A 20,010-nucleotide genomic window follows, 5' to 3' on the forward strand; every position below is an offset into this window, starting at 1 on the left:
GGAGGAATGGACCTTTGCTTCCGGTCTTTTCCTCCAAGCGGCACCGCATCTTTGTGCCCCGGTCACACCCCAACGCAGTTGCGGTGAAATAGGGACTGTTTGCGCCACCTAGGTCACAAAACAGTCCCTATTTCACCGCAACTTATATGGGGATTGATTAGATGAACGAGTCTTTGGACAGCTCAAAATAGTCGGGATGCAAGGCGATAACCGGACCTTGCTCTTCGGGCATCAGGTGCAGGTGTGTCTCTGCCAGATAGCTCGCCGCGTCGGTATCGCCCCTCTTAATGGCCTCGAGAATCCGGCGATGCTGCCGACGAATCGGCTCCCAATCCAAATCCTGCGACACCATACGCAACCAGTTATATCGCTCAAAATGCGTGTTGATGCTCTTCATCCAATCCCACAACATGTGACGACCGGCAATCTCAAAACATGTCTCATGGAACAGGTTATCCAGGTCAAAGAAACGGCGCGTTTCGCCATGGTCGAGCGACTCGGACTCGGTAAGAATCTGCTCAAGCCGCTGCTTTTGCTCGGGCGAGGCGGCCGAACAGCATTTAATTAGCACGCTTCTCTCGAGCTTCTCGCGCAAAAAGCAGGCGTTTTCGGCGCGTTCCATGCTGATCTTAGAGACGTAGGTGCCGCTTTTGGGGCGCGTTTCCACCAGCTCCTGCTCACGCAGGCGCACAAAGGATTCGCGAATGGGCGTGCGCCCGATTCCCGTCTCCTTTTCCAGACCAATCGCCGAAAGACGCGTGCCGGGCCTGAGCTCGGCATAGATGATCTTGGAGCGCAATGCGTTGTACGCCTGGTCTTGCAGGCTCTGATAATGCTGGTGCTGTTCCATAAAGCCCTCGGATAAGTCCTCGGTTAGTCGAATACCACCATGCAATACTATCGCATCCCCCGCCCCCTCATAAGTTGCGGTGGAATAGTTCCTGTTCAAGGCCTTCAGCAGCAAAAACAGGAACTATTCCACCGCAACTACAGCCAACGAGTTGTTGCGATTAGGTGAACGTTCACCTTTTTATTGTTTTTCTCTTCGCAAATAAAATCCCGTGCGTATACTTAGGCTCAAACGAAACCGATTTCGTTGAGCGTGGGCAATAGGATGCTAAGACACACCCTACCATCTTGGCATCTTATCGCCCACGCAATGCCATTTGCTTTCTTCCCGTCTCGTTGGACCTTTAGTCCCATTCCGGCACAGCGAGACACTTCCTAGACGACTGACCGTGGGGCCGGCTTTTCTGCTTTTGCAGCAGTGCCTCCGATAACCCTCTTTTGCCGGCCCGGGTCAGCTTTTTCACACAACCGAAAGGACGGGTAGCAACATGCGACCGCTCATCATCATGCATGGCGAGAACATCGACTGGTGCCATACCGTCATCAGAATGCTGATGTATCTTGTGGGCGTTGCAGTACTGGCACTCGGTATGAGTCTCCAGACGGCATCCGGCCTGGGCGTCGCCGCGCTCACGTGCTTTGCCACAACCCTATCCATGCTCACTGGCAAGACGCTCGGCTTTTGGATCACCGCAACCTACGTCGCCTACATCGTGGCGCAATTAGCCATCTTGCGAAGCGAGTTCCAGCCGCGCATCCTGCTCGAGTTGTTCTTCTCAACGCTGATTGGCGGCTTGACCGACCTCTTCATGGCGGTCAACCCACTGCATCCCACGGCACTCCCCACACAGATTGCGACCATGCTGCTCTCCCTCGCTGTCACCGCATTTGGCGTAAGTCTCGTCGTCAACATGGGCGTTGTCCCCAACGCGCCCGACGGCTTGGTGCAAGTCATTGCCGAAAAGCTTAAACGCCGCTTTGGTGACGTAAAAGTCGTGTTTGACTGCTCACATGTCGCCGCCTCGCTCGCGTTGTCGCTGATCTTTATGTACAACCTGGGCGGCTTTGGCGTCACGGCCGCCATCTCGGCACTGTTCCTGGGCCATGTCATCAACGTCGCCAACAAGCTGTTCGCCCAGCGCTTTATCCGCGCGGCATTCGGAAAATAGCACCACCGTAAAAACCCGCGAACAGCGCTATACGTTGCTATATCTCACTATACTTTGCTATATCTCACTATACTTTGCTATATCTTGCTATATCTTGAGCAAAGGTGGCTCACATGCAAACAAACCCTTTTAAGCCCACAGCAGGTAAAACACCTCCCACGATTATCGGCCGCGAAGATGTGCTCGAAGAATTCAATGAAGGCCTCGTCAACGGGCCTGGTGCCCCGGGGCGCCTAATGCGCATAGCCGGCGTCCGTGGAACGGGCAAGACGGTCCTCCTTGACGAGTGCTCACGTTTGGCGCAAAGCCGTGGCTGGACGGTCATAAAAGAGGTCGCAACCGAGGGACTTTGCCAGCGCATTCTCGAACAGCTGCAGCCCAAATTCCAGGCCAAACACGCCAGATTTGAGCCCACCGTAGCTGGCATATCCATCGGCAGCATAGACATTGAGCGAATCGGCCCATCGCTACGCGACGCTTTGAGACAGACAATATCCAAGAATGGAAACGGCCTGCTCATCACTCTCGACGAGGTTCAGGACGCAGAGCTCGATGAGGTCCGAACGCTCTCCATTGCGATTCAGCAGGTTATCGGCGAAGACCTTGATATCGCCTTTGTTTTTGCGGGTCTGCCTTCGATGATTGAAAGCATCATCAACGGAAAGACACTTGCGTTTTTGCGCCGCGCCCTCCCCTTTGACCTGAAGGCTGTAGCAGTAACCGAAGTGTTGTATTCCCTCGAGGAAACCATTGAAGCGTCTGGCATGGAGTTGCAGCCAGGTATTGCCGGCCAACTTGCCGAGGCAACGCAAGGCTATCCTTTCATGATCCAACTCGTTGGATACTACGCATGGCAGTTGGCGAGACGCGCACATACAGCGATTATTGGAGAAGAAGAAGCCGAGCGCGGCATTGCAACGGCACGCGAACGCTTCTGCGCCATGGTGATTGAGCCCGCGCTGCAGCGCATTCCGCCCACGTGCATCGCTTATCTGCTGAGCATGGCGTCTTTGGGGCAGACGAGCTCGACCAGCATGGTTGCCGATGCCCTAAACAAAACGCCTCAACAGGTGAGTTCCGTCCGCAGCCGCCTGTTAAGAGAATCGATTATCGAGGCTCCCTCGTACGGCAAGGTCTCATTTGCCATCCCCTACATGCGCGACTACCTCTACGAGCACAAAGCCGAACTGGAAGTTGAACTGTAGAAACGGCAACTGCCCTGCAAGACGAAAACCGTTTTCGTACGGATTAAAGCAGACGTAAACGATTTTCGTCTTGATTTGCGTACGGAATTAAGACGTAAATTGCGCTTTCGTACGCTTATTACCAGACGCAAATTGTTTTCGTCCGGCCATGCGACCCCAATCCAGACGAAAAAGGCCCCGAGCTCGTGTGAACTCGGAGCTCTTTGTGCCGCGCATCTATGAGAGGAGAAATTTGATGCGCCCGGGCGCTACTCCATGTAGCCACCCTGGATGGCGGAAACTGCATGCTCGGTAAAGAACTTGAGCGTGCCGGAGGTGTAACGATTAGCCTTAGGCTTCCAGGCGGCGCGACGCTCGGCCAGGACGGCGTCGACCTCGGCCGGCTCCATCTCCTTGCCGGCGATGCCCACGATGGACAGCGAGCGCTCGGGAATATTGATCTGGATCAGGTCGCCTTCCTCGATCAGGGCAATCGGGCCGCCCACGGCAGCCTCGGGCGAAACGTGACCGATAGCCGGGCCCTTGGAAGCGCCAGAGAAGCGGCCGTCAGTGATCAGGGCGATGCTCGCGCCCAGCTCGGGGTCGCTGGCGATAGCCTCGGTGGTGTAGAACATCTCGGGCATGCCGGAGCCCTTGGGGCCCTCGTAGCGAATGATGACGGCGTCGCCGGGCTTGACCTCGTGCGTCAGGACGGCGTGAATGGCGTCCTCCTCGCAGTCGAACGGACGGGCCTTGAGCGTAGCCTGGAACATCTCACGCGGAACGACGGTGTGCTTGACGACGGCGCCCTCGGGGGCAAGATTGCCGTGGAGGATGGCGATGGAACCGTCGGTGCCGAAGGCCTGGTCAAACGGGCGAATGATGTCCTCGCGCTTGAGGTTCCACTTCTCCAAGTAGCGGCCGCACTTCTCGTAGTAGCCGTTGTTCTTAAGGTCCTCGAGGTTTTCGCCGAGGGTCTTGCCGGTGACGGTCATGACATCGAGGTGAAGCATCGACTTGATCTCCTCCATGATGCGCGGCACGCCACCCGCATAGTAGAAGAACTGCGCCGGCCACTCGCCTGCGGGACGGACGTTGAGCAGGTAGTGGGCGCCACGGTGCAGGCGATCGAAGTCGTCGGCGGACATCTCGATGCCAAACTCGCGGGCGATCGCGGGGATGTGCAGCAGCGAGTTGGTGGAACCGGAGATGGCGCCGTGGACCATGATGAGGTTCTCGAAGGACTCCTTGGTCACGATGTCGCGGGGGCACAGGTTGTGCTCGGAGAGCCACACGGACTGGCGGCCGGCCTCGCGCGCAAACTCACGCAGGTCGGAGCTGGTAGCGGGCAGCAGGGCAGTGCCGGGGAGCATAAGGCCCAGGGCCTCGGCGGTAACCTGCATGGTCGACGCGGTGCCCATAAACGAGCAGGCGCCGCAGCTGGGGCATGCGTTGTGCTTGGCAAACTCAAGCTCCTCGCGGGAGATCTCGCCGCGCTCGTAGCGGGCAGAAATCGCGCCGAGCTGCTCCAGGGTCAACAGATCGGGACCGGCATCCATGACGCCGCCGGTAACGACGATGGAGGGGATGTTGATGCGGCCCATGGCCATGAGGTTCGCAGGCAGGCCCTTATCGCAGCTGGCGACAAAGACGCCGGCGTCGAACGGGGTGGCCTTGGCATGGATCTCGATCATGTTGGCGATCATGTCGCGGCTGGGCAGCGAGTAGTTGATGCCATCGTGACCCTGGGCCTCGCCGTCGCAGATATCGGTGCAGAAGTAACGGGCACCGTGACCGCCAGCCTCGGCAACGCCGGCACGGACCTCCTCGACCAGCTCGAACAGGCCGGCAGAACCCGGGTGCGAGTCGCCAAACGTCGACTCGATAATGACCTGCGGCTTGTCCAGATCCTCGATGGTCCAGCCAGACCCCAGACGCAGCGGGTCCATCTCGGGGCTGATGGTGCGGAACTTGCCGGAACGCGGCTGCAGCTTGGCAACCAAGTCGGCTGCCTCCTGCTGAATCTGTGCCTTGGTCTTCTCGTCCATAATGCTCTCCTCTTTTGGTTTGAACGGTTGTACCAATCGTTGGTTAATGAATCAGGTGAAAATGGGTACCGAGCGATGCACTCGGCGAAAGATGCTTAGCTACGCGAACTAGGCGAAGAACGAAATCACCAGGGCGCAGGCAAGACCCGAAAGGCCGATGAGCGTCTCCATAACGGTCCAGGACTTGAGGGTGGTCTTCTCGTCAATCTCCAGGAACGAGGAGCACATCCAAAAACCGGCATCGTTGACGTGCGAGAGGGCCGTGGCACCGCCGCAGATAGCAAGACAGATGGCGGCACGCATGAGCACTGAGGCTCCGGCAACCGCGGGCATGGCGGCCATAATGCCCGATGCCATGGTCATAGCGACGATGGAGCTGCCGACAGAGGCACGCACCATGACGGCAATCAAAAAGGCAACAACCACCAAAGGCAGCGGTGAAGCCTCGAGCATAGGGCCGATAACCTGCCCCAAGCCGCAGTCCTGCAGCATCCAGCGAATGACGCCGCCACAGGCGATAACCAGCAAGATCATACCGACGGGCTTAAGAGAGCGGTCGAGCAAGGCCTTGAGCTCGGCGCCGGAGTAGCCGCGGCGCGCGCCCAGCAGATACATCGCGACGAGCGTGGCGAGCGTCAAAGCGACGAACGGCTTGCCCAGGAAGGCGAGAATCGAGGCGAGCTCGGCGGGCATGGGGATATAAGAAGACAGCGTGCCCAGCAAAATCAGACAAAGCGGCGTGAGCACGATGGCAAGCACCATGCCAAAGGAGGGAAGCTCCTTTTCGTCGCTCGCGCCCTCGGCAGAGGTAAAGTGCTCCGGAACATCGGTAAAGATGCGACCGCCCACGTTGCGGCCCCAGATGACGCCGGCGATCGCCATGGCGATGAAGGCGGTAGGGATACCGACAAGAATCATGGTGCCCAGGTCGACACCGAGCGTGCCGGCGACCAAAACCGAACCGGCCGAAGGCGGCACAAACGCATAGCCAGCGGCCAGTCCCGCGAGCAGCGCGATGCCGTAGTAGAGCGTCGACTTTTTGGTCTGGGATGCCACACTAAACGCAAGTGGGATCAAAACGACCACGCCGGCCTCAAAGAACACCGTAGTGCCGATAACCAGACCGGTAATGCCCAGCGCCCAGCTGGAATGACCCTGCCCAAAGGTATCGATGAAGGTCTGGGCGATCTTCTTGGCGCCGCCGCTCTCCTCAAGAATCTGGCCAAACATCGAGCCGAGGCCAATGAGCAGGGCGATGTTTTGCAGCGTGGTTCCCACGCCCTTGGTGACAGTGTCCGCCACCAGGTCGAGCGGCATACCGGCGCCGATGCCGATCGCGAGCGCCGAGACCATCATCGAAAGCACAGGATGCAGCTTGAACTTAATGATGAGCGCAAGCAGCAGCGCGATGCCCACGATAGCGGCGATGACCAGCCTGGTGGGGTCGGCCATAAACGTTGGGTCTGACATCTTTCCTCCAATTCATCAGACCTTTTGAATTCGTCTGATGACTATAGCGTGTTTTGGAAAGGTCTGATGTTTTATTTTGAAATTTGTTCGAAATACATCTGATGTATTTGGTAAACGGTCGTATTTGCGCTGCGAACGGTATATCTAAGCCGCCCGACTCAAATCCAGCGGCCAATATTGCATCCGTGGTGCGCTAAAATAGCTCAGATGAATTTTGTAATGAGAGGTATAGCTATGGCCCGCGCCGAATCGGGACTCCCCGAGCAAATATCGGAGAAAATCATTCAATTGATTCTGGATGAACACCTTGAGCAAGGCGATCGCCTGCCTAAGGAAACCGTGCTGGTCGAGCGCTTGGGCGCCGGCAGGAGCACCGTGCGCGAGGCCATGAAGTTGCTGCAGTCGCGCAATATCGTGCGCATTAAGCAGGGTTCGGGCACCTATGTGGCGTCAAACCCCGGCGTTGCCGACGACCCGCTGGGCTTTACCTTTATCGACGACAAGCAGCGTCTGGCGCGCGACCTACTCGAGGTGCGCTTTATGATCGAGCCGCAGATGGCACGCATGGCAGCCGAGCACGCAACCAACGACCAGGTCGTCTGTATCAAAAAGCTCTGCGACGAATCCGAGCGCCTGGCCGAGGCCGGTGAGGATTACTCCGCCGCCGACACCGCGTTCCACAATGCCATTGCCGAGAGCTCCGGAAACCTCGTCGTTCCCCGCCTGACGGGCGTGCTCAAGGCATCCGTCCCCCTCTTTATCGACGTGACCGGCAAAAAGCTCGTCGAGGAAACTATCCGCACGCACCGCGATGTGGCCGACGCCATCGCCTCGCGCAATCCCACCGCCGCGCACGACGCGATGTATCTGCACCTGGTGTACAACCGCAACATGATCGCAGAGGGAGCGCAGGAACAGAGCAAATAGACGTCCGCACGGCAAGGGCGAGACCACCGTTTACCTTTTAAAAGTGAACGTTCACCTGTTTTTAGGAGAATCTGTCTTTTAATTCCCCCTCTTCTCCTATACTGACCTTGTATGAAAAGCAAGACTTATATAGATGAACGTTTCTTTTGAAAGGATCGCTATGTCTGATCTTATGGACAGCTTCCGCCTGGATGGCAAGGTCGCGCTCGTGACCGGCGCCACCTACGGCATTGGCATGGCCATTGCCGAGGCGCTCGGAGAGGCCGGCGCCAAAATCGCCTTTAACGCCCGTCACGCCGACAAGGTCGCCGAGGCCGAGAAGCACTACCGCGAGCTGGGCTTTGACGCTCACGGCTATGTTGCCGATGTCACCGACGAGGCCGTCGTCGCCGAGCTCATCGCCAAGATTGAGGCCGACTTTGGCGCCACGCCCGATATCCTGGTCAACAACGCTGGCGTCATCCAGCGTACCCCGATGCTCGACATGAGCGCCGAGGACTTCCGCCGCGTCGTCGATATTGACCTCAACGCACCGTTTATCGTGTCCAAGGCCTGCCTGCCCGGCATGATCGCCAAGGGCCACGGCAAGATCATCAACATCTGCTCGATGATGAGCGAGCTGGGCCGCGAGACCATCGCCGGCTATGCCGCCGCCAAGGGCGGACTCAAGATGCTCACCAAGAACATCTGCTCCGAATTTGGCGAGGCCAACATCCAGTGCAACGGCATTGGGCCCGGCTACATCGCCACGCCGCAAACCGCACCCCTGCGCGAGACGCAGCCCGACGGCAGCCGCCATCCGTTTGACCAGTTCATCATTGCCAAGACGCCGGCCGCCCGTTGGGGCACGCCCGAGGATCTGAAGGGCCCCGCCGTGTTCCTGGCTTCCGACGCGTCGAACTTCGTCAACGGCCACATCCTCTACGTCGACGGCGGCATCCTCGCATACATTGGAAAACAGCCTCAATAAGCGTAGCCGCAACTGCCCATATCAGGTTTCATCCACTCGTTTTTCATTTGAGTTGCGGTGAGATAAGGATTGGTTTTTGCTTCTATCAGGCAAAACAGTCCGTATTTCACCGCAAGTTAGAAATAGAAAGGTAATTCGCAATGAAGATCGCTCTGATCAATGAGAACTCTCAGAACTCCAAGAACCCTATGATTGAGGCTGCCCTTAAGAAAGTTGTCGAGCCCATGGGCCACACTGTCTTTAACTATGGCATGTATGCCGATGCCGACTCCAAGCCCCTCACCTATGTGCAGAACGGCATCCTGGCCGCCGTGCTGCTCAACTCCGGCGCTGCCGACTACGTCGTGACCGGCTGTGGCACCGGCGAGGGCGCCATGCTCGCCTGCAACTCCTTCCCCGGCGTGCTGTGCGGCCATGTTGCCGACCCGCTCGATGCCTACACCTTTGCCCAGGTCAACGATGGCAACGCCGTCGCCATGCCCTTCGCCCTCAAGAACGGCTGGGGCCAGGAGCTCAACCTTGAGTACTCCTTCGAGAAGCTCTTTGGCTTTGGTTCGGGCAACGGCTATCCTGCCGAGCGCGTTGAGCCCGAGCAGCGTAACAAGAAGATCCTCGACGGCGTGCGCGCTGTGACCATGCGTCCGCTCGTCGACATCCTGGGCGAGCTCGACCAGGACCTGGTGAAGGGTGCACTTGCCGGCGAGCACTTCCAGGAGTACTTCTTTGCCAACGCAACCGACGAGGCCATCATCGCCAAGGTCAAGGAGATCCTGGGGCTCTAACCGCACGGTTCATTGCTGCTAACGCAAGCGGCGGTCGTCCCATGTACGGGACGACCGCCGCTTTTTGCTATCTACCGACTGACGCCGTGGGGATAGGCCCCACATGCGCCAAGGGGTTGACTAGAGCTCGCAGGCAACCTTGTAGCCATCGCCGATGGCGTCGCGGATGTTGCCACACTTCTGGGCATCGCCCAGCACGTGGACAGCAACACCGGCAGCGGCAAGGTCGTCGGCCAGCTTGGTATTGGGACGATAGCCCATGGCAAGCACCAGTGTATCGGCACCGGCGATAGTGTGGACCTCGCCATCCTTTTCGTAACTGATGGTGTCCTCGGTAATCTCGGTCACCTTGGCCTCGGTCAGCACGTGGACGCCCTTGGAGAGCATGCGCGTGATGAGCACCGCGCGACCGGCACCGCCCTCGTTGGCGGCAAGCGTCTTGGTCATCTCGATGACGGTGACATCGCGGTTGGCCGGCGACAGGTCGTTGACCAGCGGGGCCAGATAGTCAGCCGTCTCGCAACCGACGGTGCCGCCGCCGACGATGACAATCTTCTTACCCGGGAAAGCCTTGCCACCCAGCAGGTCGTCAGCTGTCATAACCTGCTTAAAGCCCTGCATGAAGGCCGGAGCGATGGGCTCGGCGCCATAAGCCAGGACAACCTCGTAACCTGCGTAGTCGCGCTGAATGTCCTCGGCCGAAAGCTCGGTGCCAAAGACGCATGTGACGCCGGCCTCGGCCAGACGACGGTACTGATACTTGATCACGCGGGTGAGCTCCTGCTTTGCCGGCGGAACGGCTGCGATGCGCATCTCGCCGCCCGGCTCATCCTGCTTGTCCACGAGCACCACGTTGTGGCCGCGCTTGGCGGCAATGAACGCCGCCTCCATGCCCGCAGGACCAGCGCCCACAACGAGCACGTTCTTGGCCTCGGCGGCAGGCTCGTAGCCAGCCTCGTCGCGCTCCACATCCGGATTAACGGTGCAGGAGATGCGTTTGCCAAACATAATGCCGTTCAGGCAGCGCAGGCAGCCAATGCAGGGGCGAATATCGTCGGCGTTGCCGGCAGCGGCCTTATTGCAGAACTCGGCATCGCACAGATTGGCGCGGCCCATCATGCAGATGTCAGCAGCGCCGTCCTCGATCAGCTCCTCGGCGATCCAGGCCTCGTTGATGCGGCCGACGGTGGCGACAGGAATGTTGACGTGCTTTTTGATCTCGCGCGAGCAGGCAGCGTGCGAGGCCTGCTGCGTGCCGGCGGCAGGAATCGCGGAACCGCGCTTGATGGTGGTGCCGCCCGACACATGAATCATGTCGACGCCGGCCTTCTCCAGGCGACGCGAGACGTAGATCATGTCGTTGAGGGTCAGACCGCCATCGGTGTACTCATCGCCCGAGATGCGGACGTCGATGATAAAGTCCTTGCCGCAGCGCTCGCGAATCTCGGCGATGACCTCGAGCAAAAAGCGCATGCGGGCGTCGAGCGAGCCGCCGTACTCATCGGTACGCTTGTTATAGAGCGGGGTCAAGAAACCGCCGAGCATGCCGTGGGCGTGCGCCGCATGGACCTCGACGCCATCGACACCGGCCTTCTGCATACGCACGGCAGCGTCGCCAAACTGATGCGTGAGCTCGTGAATCTCGTCGACCGTGATGGGGCGCGGTGCCTCGCGGGCGTAAGACGGGCCCACAAAGGACGGAGCGATCAGGCGAGGCGTGCCCGGAATGTTAAAGGCCATGTAGGCGGGGTGGAAGAGCTGCGGCATAATCTTGCAGCCGTACTCGTGGACGGCCGCGGCGAGCTTTTCCCAGCCGGGGATAAACGTGTCGTCGTAGCAGCACATGTCACCCGGCAGATAGGTATAGGTGGGCTCGACCGTCACGACCTCGGTGATGATGAGGCCCACGCCGCCCTTGGCGCGGGCACGGTAATGATCGACCAAGTCATCGGTCACATAGCCATGATCGGCCAGGTTGGTAGATACCGGCGGCATAAAGACGCGGTTCTTGACCTCGGTTGTACCGACCTTGATTGGGCTAAAGAGCATCGGATAGGCGGAGGACTCCATACAGGGTTCCTTTCATTTGAGCCGCTCGGCGGCAGTTGCTGACTTATCTATCGTACCAGAAACCGCACGGTACCCGACCGCACGCACTCCCCTGCCTACGTATCGACCCACAAAAAGTTGCGGTGGAATACGGAGTAGATAAGGCCTTTGACAGCCAAGACAGTCCGTATTTCACCGCAACTGATGGGCGGGGTGGAATTGAGGGCTCAGATAGTCAGTCATGCCCTCATCCGCCGCTCCTTCACCTACAGCACGCCGTCCAGCATAAGGTTCACCTTGAGCACGTTGACCGTGGGCTCGCCGAACACGCCGAGGAAACGACCCTTGGTGCACGCGGCGATGATGTCGTGCACCTCGTCCTCACTTTTGCCCGTGGCTTTGGCAAGGCGCGGGACCTGGTACTCGGCGGCATCCGGAGAGATCTCCGGGTCGAGGCCGGACCCCGAACACGTCACCAGGTCGACGGGCACAGCGTCCATATCGGCATCGGGATTGGCGGCGCGGATCTTCTTCACGCGCGCATCTATCAGCTGCCGATACTCCTCACTCGCCGGGGACAGGTTGGACGGGGCACCATACGCCATGAGCTCGCCGTCTTCGCCTTCGACAATTGACACGTTCTGGATACGACCCCACATGTGGGCTTCGTCATCGAAGTTCTGGCCGATGAGCTCGGAACCCACAACCTTGCCGTCGACCGTAATAAGCGATCCGTTCGCCTGGTACGGAAACGCAAGCTGCACGACGCCGGTCACCACGAGCGTGTACCCCAGGCCGCAGACGATGGTAAACAGCGCGAACACGCCAAGTGCGCGCGATGCGATACCTTTGAACATACAAACCTCCACTTACATAATGCCGCAGAACGCGAGCAGCATGTCGATGAGCTTGATAAATGCGAACGGGGCAACGATGCCGCCCAGACCCCATACGAGCAGGTTGTGGGTCAGCAGCTGTCCGGACGGTACCTCGCGGTACTTAACGCCCTTCAGCGCGGCCGGGATCAGCGCGACGATAACGAGCGCGTTATAGATGATGGCCGAAAGAACCGCGGACAGCGGGCTTGCCAGACCGAGGATGTTGAGTGCGCCAAGGCCCGGGTAGATCGGCGAGAACAGGGCCGGGATGATAGCGAAGTACTTCGCCATGTCGTTGGCGACCGAGAAGGTCGTAAGCGAACCGCGGGTCATGAGCAGCTGCTTGCCGATACGCACGACCTCGATGAGCTTGGTGGGGCTGGAGTCGAGGTCGACCATGTTGCCGGCCTCCTTGGCAGCCTGGGTGCCCGTGTTCATGGCCACGGCGACATCCGCCTGCGCCAGCGCAGGCGCGTCGTTGGTGCCGTCGCCGGTCATGGCGACCAGGTGGCCCTCACGCTGGAACTCGCGGATCTTCTCGAGCTTGCCCTCAGGGGTGGCCTCGGCCAGGAAGTCATCAACGCCGGCCTCGGCGGCGATTGCCGCGGCGGTGAGTGGGTTGTCGCCCGTCACCATGATGGTCTTGATGCCCATCTTGCGCAGGTCGGCGAACTTCTCCTTAACGCCGGACTTGATGATGTCCTTGAGGTACACAACGCCCAGCACGCGGCAGTTCTTGGTCACGACCAGCGGGGTGCCGCCGGCCTTGGCGATGCGCTCGACGGCCTCGTCGCACTCCTGGGAGAACACGCCACCGGCTGCCTCCACATAGGTGCGCACGGAATCGGCAGCGCCCTTGCGGATCTCATTGCCCTCGTAGTTCACACCGGACATGCGGGTCGCCGCGGTGAAGGGGATGAACTCCATACCCTTATCCTCGAGTGTGCGGCCGCGCAGACCGAACTGCTCCTTGGCGAGCACGACGATGGAACGGCCTTCGGGGGTCTCGTCGGCCAGCGAGGAAAGCTGGGCGGCATCGGCCAGCTCCGCGGGATCGATGCCGTCGACCGGGATGAACTCGGCGGCTTGGCGGTTACCCAGGGTGATGGTGCCGGTCTTGTCGAGCATGAGGATGTCGACGTCGCCGGCGGCCTCGATGGCGCGGCCGGACATGGCCAGCACGTTGGCCTCGTTCAGACGGCTCATGCCGGCGATGCCGATGGCGGAAAGAAGGGCGCCGATGGTAGTAGGAGCCAGGCACACGAGCAGCGCCACGAGCGTGGTCACGGCCGTGGGGTTGTCCATGTCGTTAAGACCGACCGAGAAGCAAGAGTAACAATACAGGGCCAGCGTGACCAGGATAAAGACGATGGAGAGGGCCACCAGAAAGATCTCCAGAGCGATCTCGTTAGGGGTCTTCTTGCGCGCGGCACCCTCGACCATCGCGATCATCTTGTCCAGGAAGCTCTGGCCGGGCTCACTGGAGATCTTGACGATGATCCAGTCGGACAGCACCGTGGTACCGCCGGTAACGGCAGAGCGGTCGCCGCCGGCCTCGCGGACCACGGGGGCGGACTCGCCGGTGATGGCGGACTCGTCAACGGAAGCAGCGCCCTCGATGACGTCGCCGTCGCCGGGAATCTGCTCGCCGGCGCGTACGATCACCAGGTCGCCGCGCGTGAGCTCGGTGCCGGGAACGACGGTGAAGTGCTCCTTGTCCTCAACGGACTCGATGCGATGGGCCTCGACATCCTTCTTGGCCGCACGCAGGGAATCGGCCTGGGCTTTACCGCGGCCCTCGGCAAGCGCCTCGGCGAAGTTCGAGAACAGGTCGGTAAGCCACAGGATGACCGCGATGGCGACCACATAGTAGGTGGGCACACCCGCGTCCTGCACACCGAAAATGGAAGCGACGGCCAGGACGGAGGTCATGACGGCGGAAAGCCACACCAGAAACATGACCGGGTTTTGAATCTGGACGCGAGGATCCAGCTTGGCAAACGAGTCGCGGACCGCGCGGCCCATCATGTCTTTTTGCATAGTCATAAATCTGCGCCCTCCTTTACGCAATCATCTGGAAGAACTCGGCAACGGGGCCAAGCGCCAGGGCCGGGAAGAAGCTCAGGGCACCGATCAGCAGAACGATGAACACGAGCAGGAATACGAACATGCCGTTAGTGGTAGACAGGGTACCGGCGCTCTCGGCGACCTTGCCCTTCTTGGCCAGCGAGCCGGCGATAGCCAGCGTACCGATGATAGGCATGAAGCGGGCGAACAGCATCTCGAGGCCGAGCATGACGTTGATCCAGGGAATGTTGCAGTTCATGCCTGCAAACGCCGAGCCGTTGTTGCCGCCGCATGAGGTGAAGGCATACAGCGCCTCGGAGAAGCCGTGCGCGCCACCATTGTTGAGCTGGTCGGCAAGACCGGGCACCATGCAGGCGATGGCCGAGCACACCAGAATGGCAAACGGAGTTGCCAAGCACAGGACAACTGCCCAGCGCATCTCGCCCGGCTCGATCTTCTTGCCCAGGAACTCAGGCGTGCGTCCGACCATGAGGCCGGCGATGAACACTGTGAGGATGGCAAAGCCGATCATGCCGTACAGGCCGCAGCCCACGCCGCCGAAGACGACCTCGCCCAGAGCAATCTGGAGCATCTGGACAAAACCGCCCAGCGGGGTGTAGGAGTCGTGCATGGAGTTAACCGAGCCGTTGGAAGCAGCCGTCGTGAAAGCGGACCAGGTAGAAGAGGAGGCGATACCGAAACGGCTCTCCTTGCCCTCCATGTTGCCGCCGGCCTGGCCGTCGGTCATCTCGATATTGACCGCTCCGCCATCGGCCAGCTGCGGGGTGCCCGCATGCTCGTTGACGGCGATGATGCCGGTGAAGATCACCAGCAGGATGAACATGGCGGCAAAGATGGCCTTGCCCTGCTTGGTGTTCTTGACGCCGATACCGAAGGCGAAGCAACAGGCGGCCGGGATCAGCAGCAGGCTGGTCATCTCGATGATGTTGGTGAAGGCACTGGGGTTCTCATACGGATGGGCGGAGTTCACGCCGAAGAAGCCGCCGCCGTTGGTGCCGGACTGCTTGATGGCGACCTGAGGAGCCGCGGGACCCTGGGGCAGGAACTGCTCGGTAACCACGCGCGCGCCCTCGACAACCTTGCCGTCGACCTTGACCGTGTCGCCCTCAATCTGGGCGCCGTCGATGACGCTCCAGCCGCCGTCTGCATTAGGCTGAACAGCGACGGGCTCTACGAGCTCAGCCTTCTGAGCCGGCTGAAAATTGGAGATAACGCCACCGGCAGCCAGGCAGATGCCGAACACGAGGTTCAGCGGGATGAGCACATACAGGACGGTGCGGGTGAGGTCGACCCAGAAGGAACCCAGACCCTGCTCCTTGACCTGACGGAAGCCGCGGATCAGCGCGAACATGACCGCGATACCGGTGCCAGCGGAAACGAAGTTCTGCACAGTGAGACCCATGAACTGCACAAGGTAGGACAGGGTGGTCTCACCGGAGTAGGACTGCCAGTTGGTGTTGGTTATGAAGGAAGCAGCCGTATTGAACGACAGGTCCCATGACACACCCGGCAGGTGCTGGGGATTGCCTGGCAAGAAGGACTGAAGCGCCTGGAGTGCCACAAGAGTCACGAGGCCGATCCCCGAAAAGACCAGCACGCTCGCCAGATAGCGCCTACACCCCATCTGTTCTGCCGCGTCGATGCGAAGCAGACGATAGACGCCACGCTCCACAGGAGCAATCACAGGCGACAGGAACGTATGCTCACCATCCATGATATGGGCCATGAACCGACCGAGCGGAACGGCCAGGACGACGAGTACGGCAAAGTACAAGATGCACTGAATCGCAGCGTCCATAGTTTACGAATCACTCCTCATCAGAATGTAGATGTAATAGATAAGAAGTCCAATGCAGACGACTCCGATGATGGGAATGAGGATGTCCATTTACCGCCCCTTTCACACGCGGTCCGATGTCTCGGACGCCTGCCCTCGCAAGCGTCTGGGGACAGTAAACGCTTCTAGGGATTAAAGAGGCGTGAGGGCCGGGGCTCACGTCCTTAAGATGCCGTAAAGATGCAGGTAGAAAGCACTATTGCAGCTGCAGTGCGCCTATACTCGACCTCGCGAGCATACAGTGGTGTCTTCACCGCGTATGCACGCATGGACAACGCTTCAGAAAGGCTACGCTATGCAGCGCGACGCATCGGACACTCGCGTCAATCCAGACCTCATCCTCAAGGCAATTGAGAAAGACGGGGTCGCCGATGACACTCGAACCAGCCGGGGACACCTCAAAATTTTCTTTGGCTACGCTGCTGGCACAGGCAAAACCCATGCGATGCTTCAAGCCGCCCACGCCGCCAAGCGGCGAGGTGTCGACGTCGTCGCGGGATACATCGAGCCGCACGAACGTCCGGCAACTGCCCATCTTGCACAAGGGCTTGAGAACGTGCCCTGTAAACTCATCGAGCACAACGGCATTGCGCTCAGCGAGTTCGATCTAGATGCGGCTATCGAACGCGCCCCTCAGCTCATCCTTGTCGACGAGCTCGCCCATACGAATGCGCCGGGGTCTCGCCACGACAAACGCTATCAAGACGTCGAGGAACTTCTACATGCGGGCATCGACGTCTATACGACCGTGAACGTTCAGCATATCGAGAGCCTAAACGACATGGTTGCATCCATCACCGGCGTTGTCGTGAGCGAACGAATCCCCGACCGTATCTTCGATGATGCCGACCAGGTCGAGCTCGTCGACATAGAGCCCGAAGACCTACTTGAGCGCCTTCGCGCCGGCCTCGTCTACCGTCCCGCACAAGCCGACCGAGCGCAACAGCATTTTTTTACCGTCGAGAACCTCACCGCACTCCGAGAAATCGCGCTGCGCCGCTGCGCCGATCGCACCGGTCACCTCACAGACGCCGCACGCGTGCTGGGAAACCGTGACTACTACACCAGGGAGCGTATCTTAGTCTGTGTCTCCCCGGCGCCGACCAATCCCCGCATCGTCCGTGCCGCCGCACGCATGGCGAAAGCGTTTCGCAGCGAGCTCGTCGCCCTGTTCGTAGAGAGCCCGCGCACGCAAGCCATGAGCGATGATGAGCGCGCCAAGCTTGCAGCCAATATCGCCCTAGCCGAGCAGCTCGGAGCACATATGGAAACCGTCTATGGCGACGACATCGCGTTTCAGATCTCCGAGTTCGCGCGCCTGTCGGGTATTTCGAAGATCGTCATGGGGCGCACGGGCGAGCGCAGCAGCGTCCGTCAGGCCCTCTTCGGCCGCAAATCTCTCGTAGAACAGCTCATAACATTCGCCCCGAACCTCGACATTTACATCATTCCAGAACAGTCGACTCCGCCCTCCCGACCCAAAGGACGCCGCCATGCGCTCGCCCTGCAGCCGCCCAGCAGCCGAAACGTGCTTCGCACGCTGGCTCTCTCTCTTGCCGCCACGGCGATCGGCACGGCTTTCCGCCATCTGGGATTTGCCGATTCCAGCATCATATCCCTCTATATCTTCACGGCCCTGCTGACCGCCGTCACCACGACGGGGCGTATCTGCACGATCGTATCGAGCGTGCTCTCTGTAGTGCTTTACAACTTCTGCTTCGTCACGCCTCTGTTTTCGCTCGCCAGCTACGACCGAAGCTATCTGGTCACGTTCGGCATCATGTTCGCCACCGCTATGGTCGCCGGCGAGTTAACTGCGCGCATCGCCGACAACGCCCGTACATCCGCCGAGAACGCATTCAAAACGCGCGTACTCCTCGAAACGAACCAGCTCTTGCAGCAAGCCCATAGCGCGGAGGAGTGCGCCCGCGTCGCCATGAACCAACTCGTCAAACTGCTAAAACTCGACGTGGTCTTCTACCCCGCCGAACACGGCACGCTCGGCAAGGCGCTCTATGAGTCCGCTGGCACCGAAAACCGACCCGCGTCGCTGCTCACCGACTACGAGCGCGCCGTTGCAACCTGGACCTACACCAACAACAAGCGCGCGGGCGCAAGCACGCGGACCCTGCCTGAGGCGCGCTGTCTCTACCTCGCGGTTCGCACCGGCGACAAGGTATTCGGTGTCATCGGCATCGCCCTGGAGGGGCGCGAGATCGAAGCCTTCGAGCATTCGATCGTCCTATCTATCGTAGGTGAATGCGCCTTGGCGCTCGAAAGCGACCGGGCGGCGCAAGAGCGCGAAGAGGCTGCGGTCTTGGCGAAAAACGAGCAGCTGCGCGCCAACCTTTTGCGCTCCATCGGCCACGATTTGAGGACACCCCTCACGGCTATATCCGGATCTGCGGCAATCCTTCGGAAGAGCGACGAGAAGCTCAGCCTCGAACAACGCTGCGATCTTGCCGATGCCATCTACGACGACTCCCTCTGGCTTATCGATACCGTGGAAAACCTCCTCGCCATCACACGCGTCGAGGACGGCACCATTCGCCTCAACTTAACATCCGAGCTCATCGACGAGGTCATCGAGGCCGCCCTCAGCCATGTCGCCCAAGCATCGCATGGACGTGCCGTCACCATCGAGCACACTGACGACATCCTGCTGGTACGCATCGACGTCCATCTCATCATGCAGGTGCTTACGAATCTCATCATGAACGCCTTCAAATACACGCCCGAGGACTCGACTGTCACCATCAGCGCACGTCGCGAGGGTGAGTTCATCGTGGTGGACGTCGCAGACGATGGGCCGGGTGTAGCAGACTGCGACAAGCCTCATATCTTTGAGCGCTTCTTCACCTCAAGCAATACGCGGCCCGTGGATTCGCGTCGAAGCATCGGCCTTGGGCTGTCGCTCTGCCGCTCCATCGTGGAGGCGCATGGCGGCGTCATCGAAGTTCGCGACAACCACCCCCATGGGGCCGTCTTCCGTTTTACCCTGCCTGCCGAGGAGATCGAGATTCATGAATAATGCCGCTAAGCCACGCGTCCTCTTGGTCGAAGATGACCTGACCGTTCAAAACCTCGTTTCGACCGCGCTTGACCTTCACGGCTATGTCGTGAGCAAGGTTTGCAACGGCCAGGCCGCCATCATGGATGCGGTGTCGCACGGCCCCAGCCTCATCATGCTCGACCTCGGCCTTCCCGACATTGACGGTATCGAGGTCATCACGAAGATCCGAAGTTGGTCGGCAGTCCCCATTATCGTCATTTCGGCGCGCACCGAAGATTCCGACAAGATTGCAGCACTTGACGCAGGGGCAGACGACTACCTCACCAAGCCCTTTTCTGTGGATGAGTTGCTCGCGCGCGTCCGTGCGAATTTGAGGCGCTCCTCGATGGCGTCGAGCGAGTCGACAGAAGCGAGCATGTTCGACAACGGTCCGCTGCATATCGACTACGCCGCGGGATACGCTACGAAAGACGGACGCGAGCTCTCGCTCACCCCAACCGAGTACAAATTGCTCGTCCTTCTGGCGAAAAACGTCGACAAGGTGCTCACCCACACCTTCATCACCCGCGAGATATGGGGCACGAGCTGGGACAGCGATCTGGCGAGCCTGCGCGTGTTCATGCGCACCCTGCGCAAGAAGATCGAGGCAGACCCCTCTCACCCCAAGATGATTCAGACGCACATGGGTGTCGGGTACCGCATGCAGCGTCTCTAGCCCGCCCAACAAAAAGTTGCGGTGGAATACG

Annotated in this window: 14 protein-coding genes; 7 read left to right on the forward strand and 7 right to left on the reverse strand. The window is 59.8% G+C overall.

What is annotated here, in order from left to right:
• Positions 1–157: 157 nt before the first annotated feature.
• The gene (locus AAAX34_RS00975) at positions 158–850 is read right to left on the reverse strand and encodes a GntR family transcriptional regulator (RefSeq protein ID WP_195240517.1); all 693 of its coding nucleotides are present in this window, start codon (positions 848–850) and stop codon (positions 158–160) included.
• Between the two features lie 487 nt (positions 851–1,337).
• Here AAAX34_RS00975 and AAAX34_RS00980 point away from each other — a divergent pair, with 487 nt between their 5' ends.
• Both AAAX34_RS00980 and AAAX34_RS00985 read left to right on the forward strand, forming a co-directional pair.
• Positions 1,338–2,018 (forward strand): DUF6198 family protein, encoded by a 681-nt coding sequence (locus AAAX34_RS00980; RefSeq protein ID WP_349109714.1) that lies wholly within the window; start codon positions 1,338–1,340, stop codon positions 2,016–2,018.
• Positions 2,019–2,131: 113 nt separating this feature from the next.
• Positions 2,132–3,223: an ATP-binding protein gene (locus AAAX34_RS00985; protein WP_195240519.1), complete on the forward strand. Its 1,092-nt coding sequence runs from the start codon at positions 2,132–2,134 to the stop codon at positions 3,221–3,223.
• 248 nt (positions 3,224–3,471) lie between these two features.
• Here the strand turns inward: AAAX34_RS00985 and ilvD are convergent, their stop codons facing one another.
• Positions 3,472–5,250 (reverse strand): dihydroxy-acid dehydratase, encoded by a 1,779-nt coding sequence (gene ilvD, locus AAAX34_RS00990; RefSeq protein ID WP_229026424.1) that lies wholly within the window; start codon positions 5,248–5,250, stop codon positions 3,472–3,474.
• A 108-nt stretch (positions 5,251–5,358) separates the two neighbouring features.
• Complete coding sequence (locus tag AAAX34_RS00995) at positions 5,359–6,720, reverse strand: gluconate:H+ symporter (protein ID WP_349109715.1); 1,362 nt, start codon at positions 6,718–6,720, stop codon at positions 5,359–5,361.
• A 234-nt stretch (positions 6,721–6,954) separates the two neighbouring features.
• Between AAAX34_RS00995 and AAAX34_RS01000 the strand changes: the two genes are divergently transcribed.
• The 3 genes from AAAX34_RS01000 to AAAX34_RS01010 all read left to right on the forward strand — a co-directional run bounded on the left by AAAX34_RS01000 (position 6,955) and on the right by AAAX34_RS01010 (position 9,399).
• Entirely contained in the window at positions 6,955–7,647 is a 693-nt protein-coding gene (locus AAAX34_RS01000) for a FadR/GntR family transcriptional regulator (protein WP_349109716.1), read from the forward strand.
• A gap of 160 nt (positions 7,648–7,807) precedes the next feature.
• Positions 7,808–8,617, forward strand: coding sequence for a gluconate 5-dehydrogenase (locus AAAX34_RS01005; RefSeq protein ID WP_195240525.1), 810 nt, complete (start codon positions 7,808–7,810; stop codon positions 8,615–8,617).
• 140 nt (positions 8,618–8,757) lie between these two features.
• Positions 8,758–9,399 carry an RpiB/LacA/LacB family sugar-phosphate isomerase gene (locus tag AAAX34_RS01010; protein ID WP_195240527.1) on the forward strand — a complete coding sequence of 214 codons (642 nt, stop codon included), beginning with the start codon at positions 8,758–8,760 and terminating at the stop codon, positions 9,397–9,399.
• Between the two features lie 120 nt (positions 9,400–9,519).
• Here the strand turns inward: AAAX34_RS01010 and AAAX34_RS01015 are convergent, their stop codons facing one another.
• The 4 genes from AAAX34_RS01015 to kdpA form a co-directional block, all read right to left on the reverse strand.
• Positions 9,520–11,469: an NAD(P)/FAD-dependent oxidoreductase gene (locus AAAX34_RS01015; protein WP_349109717.1), complete on the reverse strand. Its 1,950-nt coding sequence runs from the start codon at positions 11,467–11,469 to the stop codon at positions 9,520–9,522.
• A 245-nt stretch (positions 11,470–11,714) separates the two neighbouring features.
• Complete coding sequence (gene kdpC / locus AAAX34_RS01020) at positions 11,715–12,305, reverse strand: potassium-transporting ATPase subunit KdpC (protein WP_349109718.1); 591 nt, start codon at positions 12,303–12,305, stop codon at positions 11,715–11,717.
• A gap of 12 nt (positions 12,306–12,317) precedes the next feature.
• Entirely contained in the window at positions 12,318–14,372 is a 2,055-nt protein-coding gene (kdpB, locus tag AAAX34_RS01025) for a potassium-transporting ATPase subunit KdpB (protein ID WP_349109719.1), read from the reverse strand.
• Positions 14,373–14,388: 16 nt separating this feature from the next.
• On the reverse strand, positions 14,389–16,212 hold the full coding sequence (kdpA, locus tag AAAX34_RS01030) for a potassium-transporting ATPase subunit KdpA (RefSeq protein ID WP_349109720.1): 1,824 nt from the start codon (positions 16,210–16,212) through the stop codon (positions 14,389–14,391).
• Between the two features lie 334 nt (positions 16,213–16,546).
• Here kdpA and AAAX34_RS01035 point away from each other — a divergent pair, with 334 nt between their 5' ends.
• Positions 16,547–19,282 (forward strand): sensor histidine kinase KdpD, encoded by a 2,736-nt coding sequence (locus AAAX34_RS01035; RefSeq protein WP_349109721.1) that lies wholly within the window; start codon positions 16,547–16,549, stop codon positions 19,280–19,282.
• Complete coding sequence (locus AAAX34_RS01040) at positions 19,275–19,979, forward strand: response regulator transcription factor (RefSeq protein WP_349109722.1); 705 nt, start codon at positions 19,275–19,277, stop codon at positions 19,977–19,979. The genes AAAX34_RS01035 and AAAX34_RS01040 overlap by 8 nt, the downstream gene beginning before the upstream one ends.
• Positions 19,980–20,010: the final 31 nt, after the last annotated feature.

It is taken from the genome of Collinsella sp. CLA-ER-H4 (assembly GCF_040092395.1).
Taxonomy (GTDB): Bacteria; Actinomycetota; Coriobacteriia; order Coriobacteriales; family Coriobacteriaceae; genus Collinsella.